The following is a 26,601-nucleotide window of genomic DNA, read 5'->3' on the forward strand; positions in this document are numbered from 1 at the left end:
TGCCTACTATTCTATAAATATAAGTAATAGTTTCCTTTAGACGTTAGTTGAATGAAAAAAAACCACCTTAAGAAGGTAGTTTTCTTAAATGATCAACTTTTCTCTTTTGAATAAGTTACTTTTATTCCGATTAGGCATTTTTCATAGATGGATCATCTCCATATACTTTTTCCACTGCTTAGTTCAAGTACCTAGCCGCAACATAAACAATTCCAGACCAAGCACTTTATCTATAGCTCCTGTCTTCATCTTATAATCCAGATCAGCTAGTGCACTTAAAATTTGCCGCAGACGTTCACTTGAGAACTTGTGGGCCTGCTCCCCTGCAAGCTTTACTGCATAAGGATGAAGTCCAATTTGAGAGGCAATCTGACCTTGCGAATAACTATGTGCTGATAAATCCTTCACCTGTAAAATAATTCGGAACTGCCGCGCAACCAGCGCAGCAATCTTAATGGGTTCTTCCCGCTGCTTCAACAGCTCATACAGCGTATCAAGCGCCTTATCTAGACGCAGATTAGCGATATCCTCTACAAGCGTAAACACATTTTGTTCCGTTCCGCGATGCACCAGACTCTCTACTGCTTCTGCGTCTACGGTTCCGCCCTTACCAGCGAACAAACATAGCTTGTCCATTTCCGCGGATAAGCCCTGCAAACCTGTCCCGGCATTAGTGATAAGAATCTCTGCGGTGCCAGGTGCCATCGTACAACCCCGCTCACGAATCCCTTTCTCTACCCAGCGTAGCAGCTCTTCTGCCCCTAGCGGGTTGAAAGCTAATACCGTACCCGCCGTTTTAACAGTCTTCACAATTTTCTTACGCTCGTCCAGCTTGTCACTATTCACCATAAAGACGATCACACTGAAATCTACAGGATGCTGCAAATAATCACTTAAAATATCTATACGATGCTCAAGTTTGGCATTTTCTTTTCCCGCTGTAAATAACGATGCGTCCCGCACCAGCAATAATTTACGTTCTACCATAAAAGGTACAGTCTCAGCTTCTTCTACCACAGCCTGCACCGGCGTCTCAGAGAGATCAAAGGGAATAACCGCAAAATCGCGATCCTCTTTGGCAATCAGCTGGTCTTCCAGCAATGCCGCGAATTCATTCATTCGAAATTTTTCACTGCCGTACAAAAGGTACAGCGGTGAGATTTTCCCTTGTTTGATTTCTTTTATCGCCGTTTTGGCATCCATTCCGCCACTTCCTTTTCCATTCATCTAGCCCAATTTGCCCAGATTCCTATTGTAGCAAAAAAAACGACATAAATGCACATGCAAAAACGGAGAAACTCTGGCAGCCATGGCCAAAGCCCCTCCGTTTAAGCGGCGCATCTATATAAACGCCGGAGTGAGAAGCCCTAGAAACTTCCCATCCGACGGTCATACCGATGTTCTTCAAATCCTATACTTTCTAGTTCCTGTCCGGTTGCTATAGTATATTCTGAAACTTCGAAAAATGTTCCAGCCTCAATTTAATTTGTTGACGTTGAAGATGGAGTCTTCGATGGTGTCGCCCCAGGTGATGTAATCGGCGTTGAAGAAGCTGCTGCTTCCTGTACAGTGTACACCTTAGTGGTATTCACACCATCCTTCTCCGTCACATACGTAAACTGCGAGCTATCCGCCGACCATTCTCCAGAAATCCAATTTCCTTCTAATGGATAAGAAGTCACTGCTATCCTATCTTCCACTGAACCTTCGGGTGAATTCTTATAAATAACAAGCTGTAATCCAGCAAACTCAACGGCATAATGCCCATCAGGGGAAGTCCAAGTCTGTACATTAGAATCATTAGAATCATTAGAAATGTTAAAACCCATAACGCCCATTCCGAATTCATCAGAAGTCTTTAATGATTCCTCCGTAGGTGGCGCTGAATCAGCTGCGATCCCTTTATCCATAGAAGCAGGTTGATCCTTCTTATCAGCTTTGGACTGATTATTACCGCCAGCACTAGTATCCGGAGTTTGAACTTTCGTTACAGTATCCGGCTTCGGCGTCATAATCTTCTCCGTAGGATTGGGCTTCACATTATTTGTTGGTTCTGGTATCGACCGTCCTCCAGATCCAGCATTAGTTTCTGTTGGAGAAGTCGGCATCGACGCAGGGTCTACCGGCCCCATCGCTCTATCTAATGCAGCGTTATCTTCATTCACATCAGGAGCAGCTGGTAGAGCCCCCGAATCCGTTCCACTATTAGCAGGCGCAGCCTCATATGATTCAGCAGAAGTAGAGGCTTGCGATCCAATAGCCATATTATTAGCACTATCGCTGGTCGCTTTACTACTATCCTGCATCATTTGTTCTACCTCTGCCCCAGGCATTTTATCCGGCATATTAAAAATAGCGATCCCTAATATTACGGCAGCTGCGATAGCTCCAATGCCTGTCCGTGCTGCTATAGAGGTTCCCTTGGAAGGTTTACCGCGGGAGCTTTCACGTGAAAATGGAACTACAACTGGTTCCTCGGTTCTCACAGCGCTTTGTTCACGACTGCTTCGATCCAATTCTGCAAGCTGAGGTAAAATAGAGTCAACCAGACTAAACGGGGGTTTCACGTCTGGCAACTGCTCCAATTCTTTGGAGAGAAGCGTCAGCCGCTCAAAGACTTCCGCGCAGGAAGGACAATTATCGATATGACGGAACATCTCAACAATCTCATCTTGGCTCAAGTCTTGGTCTATATAGCGGTGCATCCATTCCATCACCTCCGCGCATTTCATCCCGATACACCACCTTTCTGGTACTCCTGAAGTCTATTCTGCAGCTGCTGTCTGGCCCTAAACAGATATGATTTCACTGTATTCAAAGGCAAATCCAGGCAGTCTGCAATCTCGTTGTAAGAAAAATCTTGTAAATAGCGCAGGACGATGACTGTCCGATGATGCTCGGGCAATTGATCAATCGCTTCACGTATATCCTCAGCTAAATAAGAGGATAGAACCTCACGTTCCACATTGTGTTTATCCTGAAACACCATTTCATGCTCATCAATAGAAACTGTAGGTTTAGTTCTTCTGAATTTATCAATGCAAATATTGGTAACGATTCGCTGAACCCACGTTTTGAACTGGGCCTTTTCCTCATATGAACCGATTTTGGTATAAACCCGGATCAAGGCCTCCTGAGATGCATCCAGCGCATCTTGTTCATTATGCAAAATGTAGAAGGCGGTTTTATATACATGCCCTTCAATTTCTCGCAATAGGGTGATTAGAGCGTCGCGATCGCCCGCTTGAGCGGCTCTGATGAGTCCCTGCTCCACCACGAAGGTTCCCCCTCTCTATGCAATCTTACTGACGCGCAAGACTGCGAATTTGTTGCAACCCTGTAATTAATATTTTTAGAATACCAAACTTTTCTTAGAACGTCATGTTAAGCCATCTTTTATAAAGCGCTATCGCACATTTCATAGCATTTCACAACCAATAATTCCTACTAAGCATACAGGGGAAACTTCAATCATTCAAATACTCTTTTGAATAACTTTATAACAAAAATGACACAAGTATAAACGCCTTCGGCATCTCAATAAAGCCGGCAAGCGTTTAGGTAAGAAATATCTCCCATTTCCAAAAGAAACGGCTTATCCTCCTGTCGGAAAAGAAGCCGTCAGTAAACAAGAAATAACCTTAGAATCGAGCATATAACTCTATTTATATAACACAATCTTGCAGAGCATGAACACTGCGTAGTTGTCCCTAGTTTCATCATCCACAACATACGCCTCTCCATTCTCAAAAATATGAGGGTTATTGTAATTCCTCTCTAATCTATAGATCTGGCCTTCCGTCACCTTACAACCATGGAATGCCGACGCAATTTCTACGTATTCCGCATCCTCTTCATCAGCTGCAAGATACAGCTTTTTATCATGATAAGCAGGCATATACTCACTCCCGGTCCGATAATAAACCATTCCAATTCGTAGACGTCAGTCAAACATCATAACTCTTCTACTTTATAGTTTATTGCCTTTGTCCTCATTCTATACTTTATGAAAACATATAATGTAAGAAAATCTGAATGCCGGAAAATATGTATATAAAAAAGGTTGTACGGCTGACATGCGTCAGCTATACAACCTTCAATAAATCTATCTATTCGAATTAAGAAAAAATAGAATTAAATACCTTTTACCTCTTTAAATTTCGCCACATACTGAGCTGCAAGATCGGTAATCTGATCGTATCGACCATCCTTCGCAGGTGCAGTCAAATTACCCCCGATACCTACTGCTATACAGCCGTTGGCAATCCATTTTTCCATATTATTCAGATCCACGCCACCTGTTGGCATAATGTTCACATGCGGCATAGGGCCTTTAACCGCTTTCACATAATCCGGACCAAACGCACTGCCAGGGAACAACTTAAGCACATCCACACCAAACTTCAATGCTTCCTTCATTTCATTTAATGTCATGCAGCCAGGCATGTACGGAATACCATAAAGATTACACATTTTAGCTGTCTCTGCTTCAAAAGAGGGACTGACCACAAATTCCGAGCCTGCAAGAATGGCTATTCTCGCCGTTAATGGATCAAGTACAGTTCCCGCTCCAATCACTGCGCGATCTCCGTACTCCGCTACCAATCGTTTAATCGCCACATCCGCATCTGGAGTAGTAAAAGTTACCTCAATATTATTCAAACCGCCTTCGATACAAGCAACGGACATTTTAAAAGCTTCCTCAGCACTATCAGCACGAATAACGGCTACAACTCCAACCGACGCCACATTCTGCAATACTTTCATTTTCTTCATCAGTAGACTCCCTTTCTCTTGGTACGATCATAGATGAATATGAAATACTAATTTAGATAAACTTTTTTATTAAATTTACTAATCAAAACGATATAATCTATAATCAGATAGTAATAACAATACAGTTAACAGTCAATACTTTTTTATGTTTATAGAGATATTAATTTATAAAAATGACCAACAAACCCTTGTTTTATAAGGAATTATTAGTCATTTGTTTTCTTTTACCCAAAACACCTTTTGGATTAAAAATCATTCTTTTATTGTACAAAACCGATTTATGTGATAATTTCAAATTATACATCATTATACTGGGATAAATTCATTACCCTAGGAGGAACTCAAATGAGTAAACAGTTGGATGCCGTCACTTTCGGGGAGCCGATGGCGATGTTTTATGCGAATGAAACGGGTCCCCTGCATGAAGTATTTTCGTTCTCCAAAGCGTTGGCAGGTGCCGAGAGCAATGTTGCTACAGGCTTATCGCGCTTAAATCATCCTACAGGTTATGTTACGAAGCTTGGCGAAGATAACTTTGGTCATTTCATTGCTCAAGCAATGAAGAAAGAGAACATTGATACCACAAACATTACTTTTACTAAAGAAAATTCAACGGGTATGTTAATCAAATCAAAGGTTGTTACAGGCGATCCTAAAGTCGAATACTTCCGCAAAAATTCCGCAGCCTCCAAGCTTAGTCTGGTTGATTTTGACGAGGCATACTTTAATGCTGCAGGACATTTACACGTAACAAGTATCTCCGCCGCCTTATCCAAGAGCTGTCATGAATTCTCTGTTCATGCCATGGAGTTTATGAAGCGACAAGGAAAGACGGTCTCTCTCGATCCAAATCTGCGCCCTAGCTTATGGCCGGATACAGAAACAATGGTGAAGACGATCAATGATCTGGCTACACGCTGTGATTGGTTCCTTCCAGGACTCGGTGAAGGCAAGATTCTTACAGGTCTAAGTACGCCAGAAGAGATTGCGGACTATTATCTGGCGCGTGGCATCAGCTTAGTCGTCATCAAGCTCGGACCTGAAGGCGCTTACTATAAATCCGCTGAAGGAGAAGGTTATGTAGACGGGTTTAAGGTAGAGCAGGTCGTTGATACCGTAGGTGCAGGTGATGGGTTTGCCGTTGGTGTAATCAGTGCGATGCTGGAAAAGCTTCCGATTGCTGAGGCCGTCAAACGTGGCAATGCGATCGGTGCGTTAGCCGTCATGTCGCCTGGCGATATGGATGGACTTCCGACCCGTGAGGAGCTTGCAAAGTTTATGCAGCAGGAGGTTTAAGCACATAGATTTGAGTCAGCTTTCGCAACATAATCTCAGTAAACTTCTGTAATTCTCATAAATAGCTGAATGCAACCAAATCTACACAACATAGCTGCACTCTATACAACTATATCGAGTCAAAATCGTTTCTTCTCGGCTTTAATTGCACTTTATACATTTAAAAACCAGGTGAACATCGCTGTCAGCAATTTCCCGCAGAAATAACTGCACAAAATACAATTAAACTCTCAATCCAGGAAGCACAAACTAAAATAGTTGCAGAAAGTACAATTAACCACAAGAAGAAACAACAACGTTACAGCCTTATAGTCTAGCAGCTCGGGAGTTTTATTATTAAAAAATGCCGTCTCACAGTTGATCTGTGGAACGGCATTTTTTTGTGCTTCTATAGCTTGTAGTCAGTTATATAACTTCACAGACTGCCCTTGTTGCAAGGTCGGCGGAAAACGATAAGTGATAGGAACAGAAGCACCTTTATCCTCGATACAAGAGAGTATAATCTTAGCAGCTTGCATACCCATTTCGTAAGCAGGCTGACGAATTGTTGTAATGACCGGATTATAAATTTGCGCGAACTCCGCATCATCTATACCGATGACAGACAATTGTTCCGGAATAGCGATGGCATTTCGATTCGCATATTTCAAAATCTCCGCTAGCGTGATATCATTCGTAGCCAATAGCGCTGTCGGAGGTTCCGGCAACGCTAAAAGGCGCTTCAGTCCTGCAGCTAATTCTTCTTTTGGCACACTACAAATATACTCCTCACGCAGCGTTAGGTCCGCTTCTTCCATTGCTTTTTTATAACCACTGATCCGCTCTTTACGAGGGGTAATCGCATGCTCCCCTAGCGGCAGGGTGACCAGAGCAATTCGCTCATGGCCTTGCTGTGTAAGCTGTCCCACACCTATCTTGGCCGCCATTTCATTGTCGAGCAGCAAACTCTGCGTAGTGATTCCATCTACCAGACGATCCATAAACACTAACGGAAAATCCGCCTCTATTAGTCGGCTGTATGCAGATGGATTGTTCCCCGTCGGAAAAATAATCAAACCGTCCACCTGGCGGGCAACTAAGGTTTCGACGTACTTGCTTTCTTTTTCCGCATTCTCATCGGCATTGCATATGATTACTTGGATTCCGTGTTGCTGCAGCTCGTTCTCGATCGCCCGGATACATTGAATAGACAGCGAATAATCGATATTAGCAACGATGATTCCGACCATATGCGTCCGATTCTGTTTCAAACTGCGCGCAAGTCCATTCGGTTGATAATTGAGCTCCTCAATCACAGCCTCAATCCGATTCTTCGTCGTTTCACTCATATATTTAAAACGTTTGTTCAAAAATTGGGAGACCGTACTCTTCGACACTCCCGCTTTTTGAGCCACATCATCAATCGTTAACTTCTTCATCACTTCGGCTCCACTCTTCTCAAAAGAAAATTACTTTATCAAAAAGTATAGCTTTTATTGGGTGAATTATCTACTAAGGAGTAGAATTCAAATAATCCATATAAAGCTTATTTTGTTGCTCTTCCGATAAAAAAGCCCAATTCTCATCCAGCCACCCCAATCCATTTTTCAGAAGAATATCCGCTTTACGTTGTTCCCCGTCCACTTTATAATCCATGATTAATGCTTGCCCTGTAATCTCTTTAAACCTAATTGCTATAGCGGGTGTTGGAATGCTCATGGTCTCCATATCATAAAGTACGGTTTTCTCTTTGTACTTTTTATCCCCTGCATCTTCTAAGTAACTAAATACGAGTTGCTCATGCTCCTTATCAACAGCAATGATTGACTTGTAATCTAATAGTGTATAATCAAAGGATTTAAGCGCGATCGGTACCACAGTTTCCCCTGCCGCTGCTTTTTTAACATTAAGTATCGAAAACTTACCATCCTCATACATACTTACACCAAGAGTCTTTTTATAGGAAGTTAACAGGACATAATCTCCTGCTCCAAAAACCCCACTCAAATATTGATAGGTACTTGCCCCTCCCGCATAAAGAGGAAAAGTATTTATCCTATTAGCCGAAGAAGCCGATAGCTCCGTCTGGTCCTTCGAGCTCAGGTAAAGGGTGAACGGTTCTGTAGGATGTGTGTACTTTGGCTTCTTGTAGTCAACCATCGGGGGCGGCGGCGACCAGAGGATTCCCGCTGTTGTCTCAACGGCATATGCTTTAGTCTTATCTCTGCTCATTGGCAAAGGCATATAATATTTCTTACCGCTAATCTCAAACTCTGCTGGACTTGTCGGGGGCTCTAACGCTTTGTCATTAGTAGCAGGAGTAGAAGAAGGTAGTATCCCTGCAGCTTGTGACTGCACCGATGAAGATTCGACTGGACCATGACTATTCCATGCGCCTATAGGCAGGTTAAGTGCACCTATCAACAAAATCATAGCCACACTGGTCAGTAGCACACTTTTGTTTATTCGATAACGTCTGTGATTTTTATTTTTAAGCGTAGCAGCCTGTTCGATCTGAATCATCAGCTCAGGTGTAAAGCCATCTTCAATAAAAGGCCTTTTGCCTGCTTGTGCATACCAATCAGTCTGTCCGATCATCACTGGATTACTATTATCAGCTTTGCCTTTCATTCTCTCTCCTCCTTCTGGATGGCTTGCTTAACCTTCTCCCTCGCGCGCGCGAGCCGAGATTTCACAGTCCCTTGTGGTACATTCAGTAAATCGGACATTTCGCTGATCGATAGCCCATGCTGAATATCCAGTACTAGCACCTCTCTGTTCTTATCTGGTAGGGTCATAATAATTCCCCAGATTCGGTTCGCATACTGTTTGCCGAGCGCTTCTTTTTCTGCAGACGGAGCAGTTATAGTGATAGGTTGATCTCCAAATGGTATGAATCTGCGCCAAAAGCTATTTTTACTCCAACTAAAGGCTGTATTTCTAGTAATCGTAAGTAGCCAAGTCTTCATCGACGATTGTCCCCGGTACTTCCCCACATTTTTATATGCCTTCAAGAACACTTCTTGGCTGATATCATTCGCTTGCTCACGGCTTCTAGTTAAGAAAAAAGCATAATTCCACACATCCGAGCCATACTCCTCCATCATTTCCCGCAAGGTCATTTCGGACGCATACGCTTCTGCATATGGCATATCTTCGCTTAGCATGTTTCGTCTCACCCCTTGCCTAATAAGACTTTCCAAACTTGAAAAAGTTCCCTTTAAAATAAATAATTAGGTTGTTCTTTACTTAACAGTACAATCAGTAAGTTTGTCTATAAAAAAACACCACCGATGAGCGTTTAAACCGTTCATTGGTGGTGTGTGGATATATGATAGGGATGATCCGAAACGAGGCGACCTCATGAGAACGTCTACTTCAATCTCGAACATTCTGCAATCTGTGATTCCCAAGGAGAAAATCCTTCCGTTCCTTCAAGATCTTAAATATGTTGATGTGGCGCGGAAATTCACTGTCTACGACCTCTTTGTTTTTGGCTGAAGCTTCGTTCCAGCAGTGGGAAGGATATCGAGATGGTGAAGCGCGAATGGGTTTGGGTAGCCTCAGAACGGTGGACCATTCCACGCTCTCTAAATAAGCTAAAGATGTTCCTTTTGAGCTTTTCAAGCAATTCAGCTCTACACTGCCTTACTCGTTTAGGTGTTACTTAAGTTCCTGTTCGACCAAGGAAATGCTGTGGTGCATTGGAGCATAAAGTTAACGTTTGCCGATTTTGATCGTTTATTTACGCTGCAAACTTTGCCTTTAGAATGGAAGGCTTTTTTAGCTAATCAACAGACGTGCACAAAGTGTAATCAGAGGCCGTTTGCAGCGCATAATTGCTGTGGCAGTATGATTGCTGTGCGACGTATGAGATTACTGTGCTGCATATGATTGCCGAGCTCAAACCCAAAAATCCCCTTGATGACTTACCCATCAAGGGGATTTTCCATAGTACGTTATCAGTTTAGGTACTGCTGACAGATCGAGTGTTGGGGGCAGCCGGAGCAACTTAATCTGTGTGACCTGAATATTCCCACACCTGCAACCAAACTTCTGTAGTAAAGCCCACTTTCTCGTAGAAAGGCTGCATCGAACCTACGTAAACTTTACTAGCTCCAAGTTGTTTTAAACGGTTAAATCCTTCGTGCAGGACCGCCCGCCCCAGTCCCAGCTTTCGATAATTAACGGATGTGCCTACAGGCTCCAGAACACCAATTCTATTGCTGCTGTCCCAAAAAATATTACAAAAGGAAACCACTTCGCCCGCGTCATTCACAACGCTAAGATCCAGCTGCGGATTATAGCTTGGAGCGTTACTCATATTCCCATAATGCAGCAGCGTGAGCTCTGCCTCCGCCGTTTCTGCATAGTCGAAGGCCATAACATGTCCTAGCGCTTTTGAAGTAGCTTCGATCTCATCTCCGCTGCAAATTCTGAATCCAGAGGGGAGCTCCACAGGAAATTCCTTATCCAATCGCAAGGAGTTTACGCTTTCCTTACCACCCGTTAGATGATACCCCCTCTTACGAGCAACCTCCGCCGCAGAAGTCATATTCTCCGGTATTGGCACATACAGCTCTACGTAACCAGCATTCTCTTCCTCAGCTTTTTGTTCAGCAAAAGCGAACATTTCTTCAAGTAATTTTTCCGGAGGATTTATCTCGTCACACTGAAAATAAAACCCATCGTCCCTGCACACTACAGCAGCAAGCTCTCCATTGTCATACTCCCATAAACCCACTTTTTGTTCCCACTGCTCCAGCGTTCCACTTCTCGTCTCCTGAAAAAAAATAACGAATTCCCAGCGGTCTATAAGCCAGGTATTTGGAGTCTTTAGCTTACTATAACTTTGAATAAGAAAATGACGTACCTTTAACAGATCTTCTGAACGGTAGCTTCTAAAACTAAAGTTCATTTTCCACGCCCCTCTCTTTAATTTCATATTAAGGGGGATGCAAAATGAAGCATATATCATAAATAGTTATTATCATTTTATACTACTGAATATGATCCGTACGTTCACAAAACAAACATTTTTCGAGTGGAAACTATGAGTTGAGAAAGTCTACTTCATTATCGAATATTCTGCAATTGGTGATTCCCGAGGAAAAGGTACTCCATCTTCTTAAAGAGCTGAAGTATATTGATGTGGCAAGAAAGCTTACTGTATATGATTTGTTTCTATTTTGAGCGAAGCCACCTTCCATCAGTGGGATGGATACCGGGACGGAGAGCAGCGAATGGCCCTTTGTTGGCAACGTTCTGTAGATCATTCTACTCTCTCCAAAAAAGCCAAAGACGTTCCTTTTTAAATTATTCAAGCGTTTGCTAGATCTTATGATTGGGTTGTGCAATCAAAAGACTCGGCGTGTACTCGGCATTCCAAAGGAGTTGCTGGTCGTTGATTTTACCACAATTACGGTAGGGTTGGGACGGCTGCCTTGGGCTCCACACAAAGGTCAAAAAGCGTGTATTAAGCTACACGTAGGGATCATTGGAGACCACGGAAAATTGCACAAAGTTACCGAAACGACGGGATATGAACCTGATCCGAAGAGCCGCCCAGACTTATTGGACTGGAGATATAATTTGGTAGCAGACCGGGCGTATGGCAAGCATAAGGTATTTGACAACTATCAAGAGCAAGAAAATCGGTAATTTTGTGATTCGGCTTCGTAACAATACGACCTTCCAGAATCCGATTCCAAGAGAACGCAAACGCCCTTTCACGGGAACGATTGAGCAGGATTTGACCTGCCAATTATGTAAGTCACTCAGAACCGATTTCGGGTGGTGATGCTAAAAGATCCGAAAGGTAATCCCGTCATTCTCGCTACAAATCTGCATTGGCATTCAGCCGAACGAATCGCAGAGAAATAGGCTCTTTTCCTCATTTTGAGTGTACAAAATACAATAGAATGAAGATCCAGCTACTTTGGAGTGCATTCTATTGCACAAAGTGCAATGGGAGGAGCTAGGCACGCTCCCCTCTCCTTTAACACTCTATCACTCTCCTAAACCCCCATCCTTCTTTCTATCCTATTTTCTAATCTACTACCTTTCCATCTACCCACCTTCTCTACCTCCCCTCCCTATCCCCCTACCTTTTCCTCCACCAACTTATATCGCACTTCAACCCCCTCCGCCCGCACCCGCATCTGTATCTCCCCCTGCTGATCCGTCCGGAAGATAGCCGCATGTCTATCCAACAATCGCTCCAACACCTCAGGTTTCGGGTGACCGTACAGGTTGTTGACTCCCGCAGAAATCACCGCTGCTACAGGCTGCCAGAAGTCAAGCCAAGCTTCGCCAGAAGATGTCTTGCTCCCATGGTGAGCCACCTTCAGCACATCAATGACAGGTCCAGCGCTGATGCCCTTTTGCTTAGCCTGCTCTACAATCTCCTCCTCGGCTTCCAGATCCATATCTCCGGTGAATAGAAAGTTCCTACCATTCATTTCTAAGCGAAAAGCTACCGAATCGTGGTTCTGCTCTTCAAGTAAAGGAATGCCATTCTGATAAGGAGTACCCGACGCTTCTCCACCCCTTCCCTCCGGCCATAAAAAGGACAGCTCCGTCTTATCATCCGGGGAAAGAGTCATTCCTTGATGTACAGCATACAGCTGAACATCCTTCTCTAGTGCAGTCCTCATCATCCCCATATAAAACTCACGATCAACTAACGTTCCATTAAAAAGCAACGCCGAAACCGGAATCTCTTCCAACACGGCTTGGAGTCCTCCGGCATGATCCTGATCTCCATGTGTCAAAATAATCGCATCTAAACGGTGAATACCACGTTTTTTCAGCAGAGGCACCAGCACTTTAGCTCCAACCTCAAACGGACTTCGGCGAACGCGCCACTCTTCTTTTTGACCAAAGTTTAAGGTTCCACCACCGTCCACTAGAATATGTGCTCCGCTCGGTGTAGTGATGAGAATGCTGTCGCCTTGTCCGATATCCAGATAACTAATTGTACTTCTACCCGCTTGACCATCCGACTGATAACCCCTATACAGCAACATCCCCAGTCCAACTGCCAATAGTAGAACAATCTCTCCGCTCCAGCGTCCAACCTTAGAAGCACCAATAGCAAACCGTGCATTCTCCACTCTCCCAAACCCACCGTGACTGTTCACAGATAAACCAGCCTCCGCTAATGGTCTCGTCTCATCCTCCATATATTGCGGTGCAGAACGAGCTTCCTTTCTTCGCTTGGCAACATACAGCAGACCATACAACAAAACATAGTACACCCCGATCCACAGCAGTGAAGGCGAGCCCCAAATCAAAACTCCACCAGCAAATTCGTTGATCCATTCCACAGCGTAAAAAGTAAAGTTATTCAGCAGCTCCGTAACATGTGCCAGTACTTTTGCTGCATCTTCCCACAGTCGTCCAAGCAGTAGCGCAAGTGTCCCAAGCGGCAATACTACAAAAGTAATAAAAGGCACAAAGACCAAATTGGCGACAAAGGACAGTAGCGAAAACTGATTAAAATAATAAATCGTGAGCGGGAAAGAAACTAATTGGGCCACTAACGTCACAGAGACCGCACCTTTAAGCCAGCGTGGCAGTATGCTCAAAACAGGATTCATAAGCGGAACGTACACCATCAAACCCAGGGTCACCAGAAAAGACAGCTGGAAGCTGACACTGAGCAGCATATAAGGATTCCAGATCAACATAACCAGTGCCGATGCCGCCAAAATATTCAGTCCATCCTTCAGCATCCCAACTCGTGCAGCGAGCAAGGCAATCATACTCATCAGCCCCGCACGCACAATGGACGGACCCGCACCAGACAAGAGGACGTATACCGGAACGAGTAAGAAAGTGAGCGTTAGTGCGGTCTCTTTTGTCAGGCGTAAGCGTCTGAACAGAAATAAAAGAACACCTACATACACCGCTACATGCATACCTGAAATAGCGAGAATATGCGTCAAACCGAGCTGGGAGAACTGCTTAAAGGTATCCGGATCGAGATCATCCTGCATCCCAATGATTAAGCCCTTCATATACCCAGAGTGGCGTCCTTGAAAAAGATGGTTCAGCTCCGCCCCAAGGGCCGTTCGCGCGCTGTCATTTAAGCGAAAAATCGTTAACGGACTCCATGAATCTGGCACGGTTACCCTTATATTTTCCGCTCCCTGCCCCTTCAATAGCCAATGAATCTTCTTCGTATGTAAATAGGCACGATAATCGAAGCCTCCAAAATTACGCGCTACTGCCGGCTCTTCCAGCACGCCATTAAGCAGCACCTCATCCCCTCTTCGCCACTCCGCAGCGACAGCAATTTCTTGCTCAGCCAGAAGTTTGATCTGCACCGCGATTAACTCTCCCTGCACCCTTTTATCTTGTTCATCCATATTCTCAGATACTTTCTCACCATCCTCTGCAAGCAGATTCATATGTGAGAGCTTCATTATAAAATCAACCCGATCCCCATCCCGTTCCACGCCGGAAACGATCGTGCCTCTAGCTTCCACGGGACTCCCATTCAGCTCTGCAATCGTGCTACCCAGCGGTTCAGGAATTCCGCTAATATTGCGAGCTTCGTTCCACTCCCAATATCCAGCTGCTAAAGAAATGGACATACACAACACAGCTATGTATTTCCAGCTCATTGTTCCCCACACCCTCAGACTTATCAGCAAAAATATTAATCCAGCCCAAGCCAACAGCATTCCGTTCCCTGAGTTTAAGCAAGCCACTGCGCTTCCAGCCACCCAGCATGCCGTAAAGCTTAGTAAAGGTCTTTCCTTCACGTTTCCATCCCCCCTTTATCAATACTGGATAAAAAAATCTTTCATGAGCCTCGGCTCATATCCCACAATGCGAATGTTATTGCCTTTTATTGATCCATACTTTTTGCTGCGTACCTTTCGCCGGACTAGAGAAAGCCTGCAAATGTGCAGCTTTTTGAACAGATATCCTCTTCACGAAGTCCAAAAACTGCAAATATACAGGTATATCCTCACTTATGGCTCGATGGCTTCTTCTGGACCAAAAATAACTGCAGATTTGCAGGAATTCTTGTTTTTTCCCTCTTTGTATCAGTAAGAGATGTACTTTTGCAGGTTTATTCGCCGGTTATCGTTACTGTTTAATCAACCAACAAACGATCAGCATCTTTGAGTTACACCGTGCTACTTATTCGTGCGTCCTTCTTTGATCGAACCATCGAACCTTTCATTTACGCAAAAAAAGAACCTCTACATACGCCATAAAAGCGCACAAGAGGTTCTTCCTCAAGCCATCTTATTAAATTGGTGTTGTGCAGTTCAGCTATTCCGATACTTTGATCATCGTTTCACTTGGCGGCTCATAGTTCTCCAATTGACGAAATATGATACCCTTGGCAGCCATCATCGCTTCAACCTTTTCCATATCCTTACGGTAAGGTCGGTAATACACGATTTCCACGATACCACTGTTCGCCAGCATATTTGCGCAGGTCCAGCAAGGCTCATCTGTCACATAGACGGTACTGCCTTCCCGATCGATTCGGTCTGTAAATAGCAATAAATTCTGTTCCGCATGAATTGTGCGAATACAGCGCTGTTTCTTCACCATTGTCTCTACGCCATCCACGATTTCCATTTCATATTGCTCCGAGAGCATACAGCCTGCCTCTGAACAATCAGGTACGCCCATTGGCGCCCCGTTGTACGCTGTTCCTAGCAACTTCTTGCCTTGTACCAGCACAGCACCCACATGTCGGCGATTACAGCGTGAACGAGTTGAGACCATGCAGGCAATGTCCATGAAGTAAGTATCCCAGTCTTTACGATAAGCAGCAGTCATAATCAATCTCCATATCCTTCTAAATAGTTGTTAACTATTGTAGCACATCCCCGCAAGTATTCACTAGGACAACGGTTGTAGCACATTCAACAGTACCTTCAATACCCATTTATCTTCAAAATACTACTAAAGGCTTTAGCTTTTCCAGCATTTTGGGCCCGATCCCCTTCACCTTCCCCAAATCTGACAGACTACGAAAAGCCCCTTCACGGTTGCGGTAATCGATTATAGTCTGGGCCTTCTTCTCTCCGATGCCCGGAAGATCCATCAGCTCCTTAGCACCCGCAGTGTTCACATTTATTTTACCTTCCTGTGAAGCGACTGACGTGGTAACCTCAAGCGCCTCCAAAGCATTCTCTCCAGTAACTGTTGTCGCTTTTTCATCTACTGGAGTCGGGACAGTATGTTCTACTTGTGCAGTATCCTTCACCTTCTGAGCAGGATCAGACTTATCACTAACTTCAGCCTTTCCAGCACTATCTGTTTTCCCAGAAGCATCAGTCTTCCCAATAGCTTCGGCTCCCACTGTAACTTTCCCAGCACTTTGCTTATCTACCTTCGTCTGCTGGCCTCCCACTTTGCCCTCTGTAGCCGAAGCTTCATCTGGCTCAGCGACTCCAATCGCTTGTTCCATGCTTCCATTCAAGGTTTCCCATCCGGCAATGCCGGAATCCCCCTTGTTCCCTGCAGACCATAGCAACCCACCACCCAGTAAAGCTACAGCCACTCCGAGCACTACACTCCCTTTATTCAAAATGCGCTCCCCCTCACGAAAATTCGTCCTATACTTTTTTGTGAATCTTCATACATTCCTTTAATTGGAATTCCCTTTAATAATTCATACAAAACCTGTCATTTGTCCAAGGCTATCCTGCATACATATAACGAAGAGAATTCATGTCAGTTAGTAAAAAGCAATGCTAGAAAGGAGGAACCACAGGTGAAAGTAGGATTTATCGGAACAGGCAGCATGGGCAGCCTGCTGATCGACGCCTTTCTTTCTTCCGGAGCGCTAGAACCGTGTGATGTGCTTGCCAGCAACCGCAGCCTGAACAAGCTGCTGGAGCTTGAGAAGCGTCACCCCGGCATTTCCATTTGCGGAAGCAATAGGGAGACAGCGTTAGGAAGTGATATCGTTTTTTTATGCGTAAAGCCACTTGAATTTAAAACATTAACAGATGAGATCGGCTCATGTCTCCGGAGTGAGCAAATTGTCGTATCCATTACAAGTCCAGTTCAATTACATCATCTGGAATCCGCTTTGCCGTCCAAAATTGCCAAGATCATCCCAAGCATTACGCACTGCGTCAAGAGTGGGACTTCACTGTGCATATTTGGCAGCAGGCTTAATAAAGAAGACAGGCTTGTACTGCTACAGCTATTGTCTTTCATAGGTGTTCCATTAGAAATCCAAGAAGCACATACCCGAATCGCTTCTGATTTCTCCAGCTGTGGACCTGCGTTCTTAAGCTATTTCATTGAGCGATGGATAGAAGCAGCCGTTGAGGCCACTGGAATTGAAGAGACATTAATCAGTCGACTCGCTGGTGAAATGCTGCTTGGAACAGGCAAATTACTGACAGAAGGGGAGTTTACCCCGCAAGAGCTTCAAGAACGGGTCGCTGTTCGCGGTGGCATTACCGCAGAAGCGTTAAACCACTTACGTACCAGTCTAGATGGTGTATTTGAACGCCTCATCACGACAACGCATGATAAATATGATGAGGATGTTATTAAGCTTGATGAGCTATTCGGACACGACACTATTAATCAGGGTCCTAAAGAACGCTAGAACAACAAAGCCCGCAGCACGGATTTCTCCGATGCTGCGGGCAGAATTGCGTTCTTCGCTTAACCCACTACAATATTTACAAGCTTGCCAGGAACCGCAATAATCTTGCGTACGGTTTTACCTTCTACAGCTGCACTCACATTAGGAAGTGACAGCGCATGAGCTTGCATTTCTTCCTGACCCATATCCAGCGGAATCAGGGCGCGTTGTACGATTTTACCATTAACTTGAATAACGATTTCAACCTCAGCATCGACTGTCCATGCTTCATCATAAGTTGGCCAAGCCACGTAGCTGATGCTTCCTTCATGACCAAGCAGTTGCCACAGCTCTTCAGCAATATGCGGCGCCAGTGGTGACAACATTTGCACAAAGTGTTCGGCAGCTTCATGGGACAAGGTTTCTTGCTTGTAGGCATCGTTAATGAAAATCATCAACTGGCTAATCGCCGTATTGAAACGCAGATGTTCGAAATCCTCAGTGACTTTCTTAATCGTTTTGTGCCAAGTACGTTTGAACTCTTCCGTACCGCCATCTGCTGTGATTTTGGAATTGAGCTTACCTTCCTCATTCACGAACAGGCGCCATACACGGGACAAGAACCGGTGAACCCCTTCAACACCCTTTTCATTCCAAGGTTTGGTTGCTTCCAGAGGGCCCATAAACATTTCATAGACACGCAGTGTATCCGCACCGAAAGCTTCAACAATTTCATCTGGGTTGATGACATTTCCGCGTGATTTACTCATTTTTTCATTATTATTTCCAAGAATCATGCCTTGGTTAACCAGCTTATGGAACGGCTCTTTCGTTTCCACTACGCCGATATCATAAAGCACCTTGTGCCAGAAACGTGCATAGAGCAAGTGAAGTACGGCATGCTCCGCTCCGCCAATGTACAGATCCACTGGAAGCCATGCTTTTTGCTTCTCAGGGGAGCACAGCTCTTGATCATTTTTCGGATCAATATAACGCAGGTAGTACCAGCAGCTGCCCGCCCATTGCGGCATGGTGTTGGTCTCACGGCGAGCCTTCATACCAGTCTCAGGATCGATCGTTTCCACCCACTCTGTTACATTGGCAAGCGGAGACTCCCCAGTACCCGAAGGTTTAATCGCATCTACATCAGGCAGTACCAGCGGCAGCTGATCAACCGGAACAGTCTTCATTGTACCGTCTTCCAGATGCAGAATTGGAATCGGCTCTCCCCAGTAACGTTGACGGCTGAACAGCCAATCACGCAGACGATAGGTTACTTTACCTTTACCTACGCCCTTCTCTTCCAGCCAAGCAATCATCTTCGCAATCGCTTCTTCATTCTTAAGTCCATTCAAAAAATCAGAATTGACATGCGGTCCGTCTCCGGAATACGCCTCTTCTTCAACGTTGCCACCTTGTACGACTTCCACGATATTCAGGCCGAATTGTTTAGCAAATTCCCAGTCGCGCGTATCGTGACCTGGAACCGCCATGATCGCACCCGTTCCATATCCGGCAAGTACATAATCTGCAATCCAGATCGGTGCCTTGGCGCCATTCACAGGATTGATTGCATACGCACCCGTGAATACACCGCTCTTCTCTTTAGCCAAATCTGTACGTTCCAGATCGCTCTTATGAGAAGCTTTCACACGATATTCTGAAATCGCTGCACGTTGTGCTTCTGTTGTAATGGCATCAACCAGTTCATGCTCTGGTGCTAATACGCAGTAGCTAGCTCCGAACAATGTATCTGGACGTGTTGTAAACACGGTCAGGCTAGCATCGTGACCTTCAATTTCAAAGTTCACTTCTGCACCTGTGGATTTGCCGATCCAGTTGCGCTGCATATCCTTGATGCTCTCAGACCAATCCAGCTCTTCCAGATCTTCAAGCAGACGCTCAGCATATTCAGTAATTCTCAGAATCCACTGACGCATCGGTTTGCGGACAACCGGATGGCCTCCGCGCTCACTTTTACCATCAATAACTTCTTCGTTGGCAAGTACTGTACCCAATGCCTCGCACCAGTTAACAGGTACTTCTGCTACATAAGCCAAGCCTTTGTTGTACAACTGGATGAAAATCCACTGCGTCCATTTGTAATAATCTGGATCTGTAGTGCTGATCTCGCGATCCCAGTCGTAGGAGAAACCCAGCGATTTGATCTGACGACGGAAATTATCGATGTTCTTATCTGTAAAATCACGTGGATGCTGACCTGTATCCATTGCATACTGCTCTGCAGGAAGTCCAAAAGCATCCCAGCCCATTGGGTGCAGCACGTTAAAACCACGCATCCGTTTGTAACGGGATACGATATCCGTTGCTGTGTAGCCTTCTGGATGACCTACGTGCAGTCCTGCACCTGAAGGGTACGGGAACATATCCAGTGCATAGAAATTCGGTTTGGTTGGATCTTCACCTGTCTTAAAACTTTTGTTCTCATCCCAGAACTTTTGCCACTTGGGTTCAATAGCCTGCGCCCGGTAACCGCCGGCAGGTATACTGTTTGTTTGATTGTCGCTCATTGTCTGCTCCTCCTTGGAGTGTTACTACTTAGATTTCTTAACCAAGCATAAACTGACATCAGCATCCTTATAAGGACGACAAGCGTTTATGCGAGAAATATAAGACATGAAGTATTTCGTGAAACCTATACCCTCTTATATTTACAAAAAAACCTCCCATCCCTAGCGTATTATCGCTAGGGACGAGAGGTTATAATTCCCGTGGTACCACCCTAGTTAGCGGCTGAATATACTTTATTCTGCCACTCACTTTGCACCCTTTAGCGGGGGTGAGGCGACGGCGGTTCACCTAGGACATCCATTATGTCTAGTGGATATCCTGAAACTTGCGCCGTTACTCCGAGGTGAGTTCACTCCGTTCCGTTAACCGGCTCGCACCTTAGTGCCGGCTCTCTGCAATAACGGTATAGAATTAATACTCCTCATCATCGATCAACTATATATACCGACTGTTCATCAGTAATATTCCCCAACATTATATACAAAACTGTTGACTATAGTCAATGTTTTACCCTATTTACACGGGCTTTCGTTTGATTAAATACGTCATAAAGTGTTGAATAACGACTTTTGCAGCCGCGAAGAACGGTACAGCAAGGATAAGTCCGATCATTCCCGCCAATTCACCGCCAACCAGAAGCGCAAAAATAATGAGCAGTGGATGCAAATGCAGCTTCTTTCCCACCACCTGTGGTGAAATAATGTTACTTTCCACGATTTGGCACACTGTGTTAACCACTGCAACCAACAGCACTAAACGAAAAGAAACAGTCGAAGCCATTACAATGGCTGGTGCAGCCCCCAAAAAGGGACCCATATACGGAACAATATTGAACACTGCCACCACACTCGCAAATAGTAAAGCATACGGCATTCCGATGATGGCATAACCGATATAAGCAAGCACACCTATAATAATGCAGACCAGAAACTGTCCACGAATGTAGTTGCCTAGTGCATCATCGATATCTTTTAACAAAGTTACAATAGACTTACGGCGTGCGCGGGGCAGACAAGACACCACCGTCCGCTCAAACACATCAAAATCCTTCAGAATATAGAACACTAGAAACGGTACGATGAAAGCATTGAACAGCACATTAATCGTTGTCCCTATATTATCGAGAAAATTAGAAATCCCTTCGGCGAGACGACTTTCCAATTGGAAAAACCAGTTGTTCATCCCCATCTCGACCCCGGGCGGGATTAGTCTAGAATTCATATGTCGCATCAGCCCTTGGGCTTGCAGCGTCATCTCTGGCAAATGTTCATTCAACTCTTCAAGCTGCTCGATAAACATCGGGATAAGGTTAATTGCGATCACTGCAATCGCCGTTAGGAATACTGCATATATAAGTAGAACAGCTACACTACGCGGCATCTTCCGTCCAGCCAGCATACTAACGACGGGATTCAGCACGTAGGAAATAATCATAGCTGCCAGAAATGGAGCGAGGATTGCCTTCAAAAATACAAATATCCCCTGCAGCATCGGACGAAGCAACCAAACAAAATACAAAATGATCAGGGAGAGCAGCACTCCGATCATCCAGCGGAACCACTTACTTTGGGACCATTGCTCCATGAGTGTACCCTCCTGCGACTGTAGCCTGGACTAGCTTCGTAAATAAGTATATGTATGGCCGCAGCAAAATAACCATCAAGCACACAAAATAACCCCACAAAGTGAGGCTTTTGCTTCGATGCTGAATCAGGTACTTTGCGGGGAACCCAAAAAAAGCGCCAATAACCCTGCAGCTGATTTCAACTGAAAGGAGATTGACGCTTTAAGTACATAGATCATTCTTGCTTACAAAGCAAGATTCATAGTTAAGACGACGCATGAATTTGCGGGAAATCCTGAGTCATATCATCCCCGGAGAAGAGATCGTCCAGCGAGCTGAGTGTGCCATCTTCTTCAACTTGATACACCGACATTTTCTCGCCGTTTACCGTCAATTCAATGAAACAGCCCCAGCAATAGAACTGGTGGGAACCAATCTTTCCGATATCTTTGGAGTTACAATTTGGACACTTCATATAATACATTCCACCTATCCGTTAACAATATTAATGGCTTTTTGTAGCCGTTCTTCGCTCATTGCAGGAACCATTAAAGCATTCTCACCAATGGACATCTCATCAGAACAAGGCAGCCATTTGCGGCCTTCGATCAAATCAGTCACAAGCCCGTCACTGATTTCCAGCGCTCCTATTGTGTTTCCCAACTTTTGGTCAAAATAAACATCCGATATTCGTCCAAGTATAGTTCCAGTTGTAGTCAGTACTTTCAAATCCTTAAGTTTGTTCTTTCCTAATAGAAAAGTACAAGGTATATGATCGGCATCTGTCTTATCAATCGACTCTTTACTCCGAATCATGACAGCATCCTCGCCGTAGGCCACAATATCTTTCCATGCCACAAATTTCACATGGCCACCAAAAAAAGATTTGCTTTCCAGTTCAATACCCGTAATATTCCAGTTTGAATCGAGTAGAATATCGACAATCTTGCCGATTTCATTCCCCTCTTCAACTTCAAATACAGCCAAGCCGATCAGATCTTGTAGTCTCATGGCTGCCTCGGTCCCCTCACTTTGAGTGTACTTACGAGTTCTCAGAAAGCCAAAAGCCCGAATCGCCCCGATACAGATCGAAACCTAGAGTAACAAGTCTCATTTACGTAGGCGATTCAAAATGGTTTCAACTTTTCGAGCAACGTACTCGATTTCTTCAGTAGTATTACCCAAACCGATACTAAATCGAATCGCAGACTCTAAAATATTTTGGGGAAGTCCCATTGCTTTCAGAACATGAGATATTTCCAGGGATCCTGAGGTGCAAGCCGAACCACTTGCTGCCGCAATCCCCTCCATATCCAGGTTCATCAGCATAACATCTGTCCCAGCCCCTGGGAAGCTCAAATTCAGAATACTAGGCAAAAACTCCTCGGTATTACCGTTAAGCGAGTAACGCTCCCGTCCAATCAGAGTATCCAGCTCCTCGAGCAGTCTACTGCGTAGGAGCTTCATATTCTGTTGACGTTCTGACAGCCCCTTAACCGCTATTTCAACGGCTTTGGCAAACCCAGCTGCTCCGGCTAGATTCTCTGTTCCGGCACGTCTGCCGCGCTCCTGAAGGCCACCATGAAGTCTTGGATGCAGTGGCGCTCCGCTTCGAACGTATAAACCACCGATCCCTTGAGGCCCATTGATCTTATGAGCAGTAAAGCTCATGTAATCTACTGGAAGCTCTCGGAGTGTAATAGGGAGTGCACCTAGAGCTTGTACAGCATCTACATGGAACAGAATTCCCCGTTCTCTAGCAAGCTGACCAATCTCCTGAATAGGCTGAACGGTGCCTACTTCATTATTGGCATACATTACGCTGATCAACACCGTGTCTTCCTGCAATGCAGCCTCTACGTCTGTAGCAGATACCCTGCCCGTCGAATCCACAGGGAGATAGGTAACTTTGAAGCCTTCCTTCTCTAGCTCTTCGCAGGTATGTAACACTGCATGATGCTCGATCTGGGTGGTGATAATATGTTTTCCTTTATGGGAAACTGCAGTTGCTGCTCCATAGAGCGCTAAATTGTCGCTCTCGGTGCCGCCTCCAGTGAACACCCACTCGTCAGGGGAACAGCCCAAAAAGGCGGCGATATTATCGCGCGCCCCGTTCAATATTCTTTTAGCTGAACGCCCGAACTGATGTACACTCGATGCATTTCCGTATTGTTCTGTCATTATATTCAGCATGACCTTAGCCACCTCGGGATGAACCGGGGTTGATGCGGCGTGGTCCAAATAGATGGATTTCATATTCATTTCTCCGCTTCTAGAGTATAGGAAACTAGTTCTTCTAAAAATATAAGAAGGTATAAGTTTCACATTATACATTATCCTTATATTTCTCGCTTAAACGCTGACCGTCCTAAAAAGGACGAAGAAGACGTTTATACTTGGAACTATTAAATTATACCGCGCGAGAAGTGAGTTTTCCACAAGCGAAAGAACACAATATTGTAATCATTTCCCTATGAAAGCTAGGATTATAGTAGCCAGTTCTCTTCAGAGGTTACCTCAATGCCATTTTTTCTAAGTAAAGCTGTAGTAACGCCATTTCCGGCTATTTTCTTCCCTTTGAATTCCCCATTATAAATCATACTGCTGCCGCAAGAAGGACTGTTTTCTTTAAGCACTACCATCGTAGCTGATACCTCTTGGGCTTTTGCAAGCGTAATATAAGCACCCTCTAAATACATATCTGTAACATCTGTACCTGATCGATCTACTACTTTAGCCGTCCCTGCCAGCACATCCTCGCCATTCCCACCAATGATTTCGGCTGGTTCTCTAGGCGTTGAGAATCCTCCTAGCAACTCTGGACACACAGCAATCGCTTGATTCTCATTTAAAAGCTTCTGAATTTTCTCATCCAAACAATCCGTACCATTATATCTCACCTTCATGCCAGCTAGACAAGAGCTTACCAAAATCACCAATGAGCACCTCTTTCTTCATTCATTCCGCTTCGTTTATAATAAGAAATATTCCGAGCATAACATGATGAAATTAAGCTGTAAACGGAGTGAACTTCTAATCTACTGACTGGGGAGTGTAAATAATGTGCGGACGCTATACAATAACCGTCACTATGGAAGAGTTGATGGTCAGATATTTTGCGAATGATTCAACCATTATCCACTATGCCCCTAAATATAACGCCGCGCCCATGCAGCAAATTCCGGCAGTCATTCATACAGGTTCCAGCAATAAGCTTGGGGAACTGCGTTGGGGCCTGGTTCCTTCATGGGCAAAGGATGACAAAATCGGCAGCAAAATGATCAATGCCCGGGCAGAGTCGCTGCTGGAGAAACCTTCTTTCAAGCGCTTAGTAAGCTCACGCCGCTGCATCATCCCATCTGACGGCTTCTACGAATGGAAGGTGCGGGGCAGCAGCAAACAACCCATGCGGATCGTGATGCGCGATGGAGGTATTTTCTCTATGGCCGGATTATATGATATTTGGATGGACCCTGAGGGTAATAAACTAAGTACCTGCACGATTATAACGACTACTCCGAACGAGCTTATGGCTGAAATCCATAATCGCATGCCGGTTATTTTAAAGCCTGAGGATGAGACAGAGTGGCTGGATCGGGGCAATCAGGACACTACCTCTCTAATAAGACTCCTGAAACCGTATGATCAACAACTAATGCGAGCCTATCCAGTTTCCATGGCTGTCGGAAATGTTAGGAATGATGCAAAGGAATTAATTGAAAAGGCACAGAAAACATCTTAACCCTGCGGCTTAACCGCAGAGTTAAGACCATCGGCGCTCGATCTTAGACCGGCGTCTCACCAATTGATGAGACATCTGGAGAAATCTATCCGCATACAGCCCGGAGGAAAGATTGTTTCGGATATGCCATTCGCCATTCATCCTAATTCTGTCCCGCAGTGCTGGATCATGCATTAAAGATAAAGCAGCATTCACAGCTTCATCCAGCTGCCCTCTTGTGTATATTTTTCCAGTATGATTATTAATGACAAGTCTCCGAATGCCATCCGAATCCGTAGTAAGTACAGGACAACGACACAACATCGCCTCTGCTACCGCATACCCAAATCCCTCGAGAATAGAAGTAGAACAGAGCAATCCTCCCGAGTCACCAATAATGCTCATATAATCTGCCATTTGCCCGTGAGGAACATTGGAATGCGAAATCAAACGTGAGGAAATCCCTGTCTCGGCTACAAATTGTTCGAAGCTCTCTTTTTGCTCCGGCTCAAACAAAGTATCGTCCTGAAAAATCCATAAATAAAGCTCTGGATGGATCACCAGCAGCCGTTGTCCGATTTGTAGAAATTCTCTCCAGTTCTTATTCGTTTGAATTCGTCCCACCCAGCCGAGGATGGGAAAGCTTTTTGCGGGATAATTGGTATATCCAAACTGATCGCAATCGATCGGATTGTCAAAGCAATATTGAGGAATAGATGGAAATCCACCTTTAAAAAGCGTCTGCAAATGAGTGGTTTCTGGATAGAGCAGTGCATCGGTTAGCTTGTGAATCCGCTCATTAAAATTACTAATAACTTGCTCCGCTTCATCTAAGGTCCCCAATCCCTGCACCTCAAAAACAAGCGGCCCCTTGTAACCAAACCCTCTGAACCGCTCCGCTAAGTAAATATCCGTACACACTACAATCAAGTCAAAAGCTTCCCGAGTGAGCAGTCCCCTGATCTCCTCATCATTATTGGTAATATAGGTTTGAATATTAGGGATATTTTGCTGCCCTTTTCCAGGGTGTGTGTACAACAAATGACACTCTACACCGCGATCATGTAATGCTTGGCAGCGAACTCGGTTCAGGGTCTGCATGCCGCCGCTCGGGTTGAAGAAGGTGAACAAAATCTTCATTACGATCACTCA

At 44.8% G+C, this 26,601-nt stretch carries 23 protein-coding genes; 4 read left to right on the forward strand and 19 right to left on the reverse strand.

From position 1 onward, the window contains the following. Positions 1 to 183 precede the first annotated feature (183 nt). The 5 genes from holA to NYE25_RS14150 all read right to left on the reverse strand — a co-directional run bounded on the left by holA (position 184) and on the right by NYE25_RS14150 (position 4,776). The gene (gene holA / locus NYE25_RS14130) at positions 184 to 1,203 is read right to left on the reverse strand and encodes a DNA polymerase III subunit delta (protein ID WP_042191027.1); all 1,020 of its coding nucleotides are present in this window, start codon (positions 1,201 to 1,203) and stop codon (positions 184 to 186) included. 278 nt (positions 1,204 to 1,481) lie between these two features. Continuing rightward, positions 1,482 to 2,732, reverse strand: a complete 1,251-nt coding sequence (locus NYE25_RS14135; protein ID WP_341146151.1) for an anti-sigma factor family protein — start codon at positions 2,730 to 2,732, stop codon at positions 1,482 to 1,484. Further along, positions 2,729 to 3,277, reverse strand: coding sequence for an RNA polymerase sigma factor (locus NYE25_RS14140; RefSeq protein WP_036677530.1), 549 nt, complete (start codon positions 3,275 to 3,277; stop codon positions 2,729 to 2,731). The genes NYE25_RS14135 and NYE25_RS14140 overlap by 4 nt, the downstream gene beginning before the upstream one ends. Positions 3,278 to 3,661: 384 nt before the next feature. Beyond that, on the reverse strand, positions 3,662 to 3,898 hold the full coding sequence (locus NYE25_RS14145; protein ID WP_042191032.1) for a hypothetical protein: 237 nt from the start codon (positions 3,896 to 3,898) through the stop codon (positions 3,662 to 3,664). Positions 3,899 to 4,134: 236 nt separating this feature from the next. Continuing rightward, a complete protein-coding gene (locus NYE25_RS14150) occupies positions 4,135 to 4,776 on the reverse strand; it encodes a bifunctional 2-keto-4-hydroxyglutarate aldolase/2-keto-3-deoxy-6-phosphogluconate aldolase (protein ID WP_042130419.1) in 642 nt (213 codons plus the stop codon). A 345-nt stretch (positions 4,777 to 5,121) separates the two neighbouring features. On the opposite strand from NYE25_RS14150, the gene NYE25_RS14155 reads away from it, so the two are divergent. Further along, positions 5,122 to 6,072 (forward strand): sugar kinase, encoded by a 951-nt coding sequence (locus tag NYE25_RS14155; RefSeq protein WP_341128950.1) that lies wholly within the window; start codon positions 5,122 to 5,124, stop codon positions 6,070 to 6,072. A 401-nt stretch (positions 6,073 to 6,473) separates the two neighbouring features. On the opposite strand, the gene NYE25_RS14160 is transcribed toward NYE25_RS14155, so the two are convergent. From NYE25_RS14160 to NYE25_RS14175, 4 genes are all read right to left on the reverse strand, one after another. Continuing rightward, positions 6,474 to 7,490: a LacI family DNA-binding transcriptional regulator gene (locus tag NYE25_RS14160; RefSeq protein ID WP_341146152.1), complete on the reverse strand. Its 1,017-nt coding sequence runs from the start codon at positions 7,488 to 7,490 to the stop codon at positions 6,474 to 6,476. A 73-nt stretch (positions 7,491 to 7,563) separates the two neighbouring features. Beyond that, complete coding sequence (locus tag NYE25_RS14165; protein ID WP_341146153.1) at positions 7,564 to 8,682, reverse strand: hypothetical protein; 1,119 nt, start codon at positions 8,680 to 8,682, stop codon at positions 7,564 to 7,566. Further along, positions 8,679 to 9,218 carry an RNA polymerase sigma factor gene (locus NYE25_RS14170; RefSeq protein WP_341146154.1) on the reverse strand — a complete coding sequence of 180 codons (540 nt, stop codon included), beginning with the start codon at positions 9,216 to 9,218 and terminating at the stop codon, positions 8,679 to 8,681. Before NYE25_RS14170 ends, NYE25_RS14165 begins: the two co-directional genes overlap by 4 nt. An 845-nt stretch (positions 9,219 to 10,063) precedes the next feature. Then, on the reverse strand, positions 10,064 to 10,969 hold the full coding sequence (locus NYE25_RS14175) for a GNAT family N-acetyltransferase (RefSeq protein WP_341146155.1): 906 nt from the start codon (positions 10,967 to 10,969) through the stop codon (positions 10,064 to 10,066). 422 nt (positions 10,970 to 11,391) lie between these two features. On the opposite strand from NYE25_RS14175, the gene NYE25_RS14180 reads away from it, so the two are divergent. Further along, the gene (locus NYE25_RS14180) at positions 11,392 to 11,712 is read left to right on the forward strand and encodes a transposase (protein ID WP_341052207.1); all 321 of its coding nucleotides are present in this window, start codon (positions 11,392 to 11,394) and stop codon (positions 11,710 to 11,712) included. A 434-nt stretch (positions 11,713 to 12,146) separates the two neighbouring features. Here NYE25_RS14180 and NYE25_RS14185 read toward each other — a convergent pair whose 3' ends face one another. The 3 genes from NYE25_RS14185 to NYE25_RS14195 all read right to left on the reverse strand — a co-directional run bounded on the left by NYE25_RS14185 (position 12,147) and on the right by NYE25_RS14195 (position 16,615). Beyond that, positions 12,147 to 14,822, reverse strand: a complete 2,676-nt coding sequence (locus NYE25_RS14185) for a ComEC/Rec2 family competence protein (RefSeq protein WP_341146156.1) — start codon at positions 14,820 to 14,822, stop codon at positions 12,147 to 12,149. Positions 14,823 to 15,342: 520 nt separating this feature from the next. After that, positions 15,343 to 15,861, reverse strand: a complete 519-nt coding sequence (locus tag NYE25_RS14190) for a deoxycytidylate deaminase (protein WP_042191041.1) — start codon at positions 15,859 to 15,861, stop codon at positions 15,343 to 15,345. A 115-nt stretch (positions 15,862 to 15,976) separates the two neighbouring features. Continuing rightward, positions 15,977 to 16,615, reverse strand: a complete 639-nt coding sequence (locus NYE25_RS14195) for a ComEA family DNA-binding protein (protein WP_341146157.1) — start codon at positions 16,613 to 16,615, stop codon at positions 15,977 to 15,979. 186 nt (positions 16,616 to 16,801) lie between these two features. Between NYE25_RS14195 and comER the strand changes: the two genes are divergently transcribed. Beyond that, complete coding sequence (gene comER / locus NYE25_RS14200; protein WP_076284823.1) at positions 16,802 to 17,653, forward strand: late competence protein ComER; 852 nt, start codon at positions 16,802 to 16,804, stop codon at positions 17,651 to 17,653. A 59-nt stretch (positions 17,654 to 17,712) separates the two neighbouring features. On the opposite strand, the gene leuS is transcribed toward comER, so the two are convergent. The 6 genes from leuS to NYE25_RS14230 form a co-directional block, all read right to left on the reverse strand. Then, positions 17,713 to 20,163: a leucine--tRNA ligase gene (leuS, locus tag NYE25_RS14205; protein ID WP_341146158.1), complete on the reverse strand. Its 2,451-nt coding sequence runs from the start codon at positions 20,161 to 20,163 to the stop codon at positions 17,713 to 17,715. 517 nt (positions 20,164 to 20,680) lie between these two features. Next, positions 20,681 to 21,748: an AI-2E family transporter gene (locus NYE25_RS14210; protein WP_042191048.1), complete on the reverse strand. Its 1,068-nt coding sequence runs from the start codon at positions 21,746 to 21,748 to the stop codon at positions 20,681 to 20,683. 245 nt (positions 21,749 to 21,993) lie between these two features. Then, on the reverse strand, positions 21,994 to 22,203 hold the full coding sequence (locus tag NYE25_RS14215; RefSeq protein WP_036677557.1) for a hypothetical protein: 210 nt from the start codon (positions 22,201 to 22,203) through the stop codon (positions 21,994 to 21,996). Positions 22,204 to 22,217: 14 nt separating this feature from the next. Beyond that, positions 22,218 to 22,739 carry a PRC-barrel domain-containing protein gene (locus tag NYE25_RS14220; protein ID WP_042191050.1) on the reverse strand — a complete coding sequence of 174 codons (522 nt, stop codon included), beginning with the start codon at positions 22,737 to 22,739 and terminating at the stop codon, positions 22,218 to 22,220. Positions 22,740 to 22,838: 99 nt separating this feature from the next. Continuing rightward, positions 22,839 to 23,984, reverse strand: coding sequence for a cysteine desulfurase family protein (locus tag NYE25_RS14225; RefSeq protein WP_341146159.1), 1,146 nt, complete (start codon positions 23,982 to 23,984; stop codon positions 22,839 to 22,841). Positions 23,985 to 24,214: 230 nt separating this feature from the next. Further along, positions 24,215 to 24,664, reverse strand: a complete 450-nt coding sequence (locus tag NYE25_RS14230; protein ID WP_341129594.1) for a DUF523 domain-containing protein — start codon at positions 24,662 to 24,664, stop codon at positions 24,215 to 24,217. Positions 24,665 to 24,789: 125 nt separating this feature from the next. On the opposite strand from NYE25_RS14230, the gene NYE25_RS14235 reads away from it, so the two are divergent. After that, positions 24,790 to 25,470: an SOS response-associated peptidase gene (locus tag NYE25_RS14235; RefSeq protein WP_341146160.1), complete on the forward strand. Its 681-nt coding sequence runs from the start codon at positions 24,790 to 24,792 to the stop codon at positions 25,468 to 25,470. A 21-nt stretch (positions 25,471 to 25,491) separates the two neighbouring features. Here the strand turns inward: NYE25_RS14235 and NYE25_RS14240 are convergent, their stop codons facing one another. Then, positions 25,492 to 26,589 (reverse strand): glycosyltransferase family 4 protein, encoded by a 1,098-nt coding sequence (locus tag NYE25_RS14240; protein ID WP_341146161.1) that lies wholly within the window; start codon positions 26,587 to 26,589, stop codon positions 25,492 to 25,494. Positions 26,590 to 26,601: the final 12 nt, after the last annotated feature.

Source organism: Paenibacillus sp. FSL E2-8871 (assembly GCF_038000345.1).
Lineage (GTDB): Bacteria > Bacillota > Bacilli > Paenibacillales > Paenibacillaceae > Paenibacillus_AQ.

Coding starts and splice junctions, on each gene's coding strand:
- holA (WP_042191027.1), bottom strand. CDS start 1,203: ATGGATGCCAAAACGGCGATAAAAGAAATCAAACAAGGGAAAATCTCA.
- NYE25_RS14135 (WP_341146151.1), bottom strand. CDS start 2,732: ATGAAATGCGCGGAGGTGATGGAATGGATGCACCGCTATATAGACCAA.
- NYE25_RS14145 (WP_042191032.1), bottom strand. CDS start 3,898: ATGCCTGCTTATCATGATAAAAAGCTGTATCTTGCAGCTGATGAAGAG.
- NYE25_RS14150 (WP_042130419.1), bottom strand. CDS start 4,776: ATGAAGAAAATGAAAGTATTGCAGAATGTGGCGTCGGTTGGAGTTGTA.
- NYE25_RS14155 (WP_341128950.1), top strand. CDS start 5,122: ATGAGTAAACAGTTGGATGCCGTCACTTTCGGGGAGCCGATGGCGATG.
- NYE25_RS14160 (WP_341146152.1), bottom strand. CDS start 7,490: ATGAAGAAGTTAACGATTGATGATGTGGCTCAAAAAGCGGGAGTGTCG.
- NYE25_RS14165 (WP_341146153.1), bottom strand. CDS start 8,682: ATGAAAGGCAAAGCTGATAATAGTAATCCAGTGATGATCGGACAGACT.
- NYE25_RS14170 (WP_341146154.1), bottom strand. CDS start 9,218: ATGCTAAGCGAAGATATGCCATATGCAGAAGCGTATGCGTCCGAAATG.
- NYE25_RS14175 (WP_341146155.1), bottom strand. CDS start 10,969: ATGAACTTTAGTTTTAGAAGCTACCGTTCAGAAGATCTGTTAAAGGTA.
- NYE25_RS14180 (WP_341052207.1), top strand. CDS start 11,392: ATGATTGGGTTGTGCAATCAAAAGACTCGGCGTGTACTCGGCATTCCA.
- NYE25_RS14190 (WP_042191041.1), bottom strand. CDS start 15,861: ATGACTGCTGCTTATCGTAAAGACTGGGATACTTACTTCATGGACATT.
- leuS (WP_341146158.1), bottom strand. CDS start 20,163: ATGAGCGACAATCAAACAAACAGTATACCTGCCGGCGGTTACCGGGCG.
- NYE25_RS14210 (WP_042191048.1), bottom strand. CDS start 21,748: ATGGAGCAATGGTCCCAAAGTAAGTGGTTCCGCTGGATGATCGGAGTG.
- NYE25_RS14215 (WP_036677557.1), bottom strand. CDS start 22,203: ATGAAGTGTCCAAATTGTAACTCCAAAGATATCGGAAAGATTGGTTCC.
- NYE25_RS14220 (WP_042191050.1), bottom strand. CDS start 22,739: ATGAGACTACAAGATCTGATCGGCTTGGCTGTATTTGAAGTTGAAGAG.
- NYE25_RS14225 (WP_341146159.1), bottom strand. CDS start 23,984: ATGAAATCCATCTATTTGGACCACGCCGCATCAACCCCGGTTCATCCC.
- NYE25_RS14235 (WP_341146160.1), top strand. CDS start 24,790: ATGTGCGGACGCTATACAATAACCGTCACTATGGAAGAGTTGATGGTC.
- NYE25_RS14240 (WP_341146161.1), bottom strand. CDS start 26,589: ATGAAGATTTTGTTCACCTTCTTCAACCCGAGCGGCGGCATGCAGACC.